Origin of the sequence: Vibrio sp. 10N.261.55.A10, from assembly GCF_041470825.1 — a bacterium.
In the GTDB taxonomy this organism is placed as follows: Bacteria; Pseudomonadota; Gammaproteobacteria; order Enterobacterales; family Vibrionaceae; genus Vibrio; species Vibrio crassostreae_C.
Genome location: NZ_JBFRNC010000138.1, coordinates 1 through 750 on the forward strand (window position 1 = coordinate 1; position 750 = coordinate 750).

Genomic DNA, 750 nt, shown 5'->3' on the forward strand with positions numbered 1-750 from the left:
TGATTTAGGAAACAAAGCCTCGTTATGAATGGACTTTTCTGAACAAATTAATGTTTACAAATCTAACATCACGGATGCAAGAGTGGCTGGTAGGCATTAGACTTCTTTTTTCCTGCGAATAAGCTAAACTCTCATATGTAACCAATTACATTTGAGGTGTTTATGAAGTCGTTTGTCAATATTAAGGTCGTTTTATGTTCGTTTTTATTTTTTGCAACCTCAGCGATTGCTTCTATTAGTGCTGATGATGTCACGTTTTCAGGCCGAGTCGATGGAGATATACGAGCAATTTATTCTGACAAAAGTCTAACGAATGTGGATGGCATGCAAAACACGAAAGCTGTAAGAGGCATGACTCAGAGCAGTTATGTAACATTACTAAACAATGAAGTAGATGATGTAATTGTTCGTGAGGTTGACATGTAGTCAAGCGAACATAGCATATTAGATTCTAACTTTTTACCATATGCTTTAATACTCAATCGCTTAATTACATAGTATATAGATTGTACTGATAATTTAAGTGGGAAAATAATGAGGTATATTGGTTCAATAATATCGAATACGAATGTCAAAACTGTAGAGCTGTGTTTTGAAAGATTGAAGCAAGCAGGAGTTCATCCATCAGAACTATCTTTCGATGGATTGGTACTCCTGTTAATGTGCGCGGAAAGAGACCGCTTAGCAACACTGAGAGCTAATTGAGCATGGGTTTGAACAGGTTTGACAGCCAGGGCAAGATTACGAAGC

Annotated in this window: 1 protein-coding gene; it reads left to right on the top strand. The window is 36.9% G+C overall.

Going from position 1 to position 750, the window contains the following annotated elements:
* The first annotated feature begins 162 nt into the window (after positions 1 to 162).
* Positions 163 to 426 (top strand): hypothetical protein, encoded by a 264-nt coding sequence (locus AB4274_RS22090; RefSeq protein WP_017062773.1) that lies wholly within the window; start codon positions 163 to 165, stop codon positions 424 to 426.
* The last annotated feature ends 324 nt before the right edge of the window (positions 427 to 750 follow it).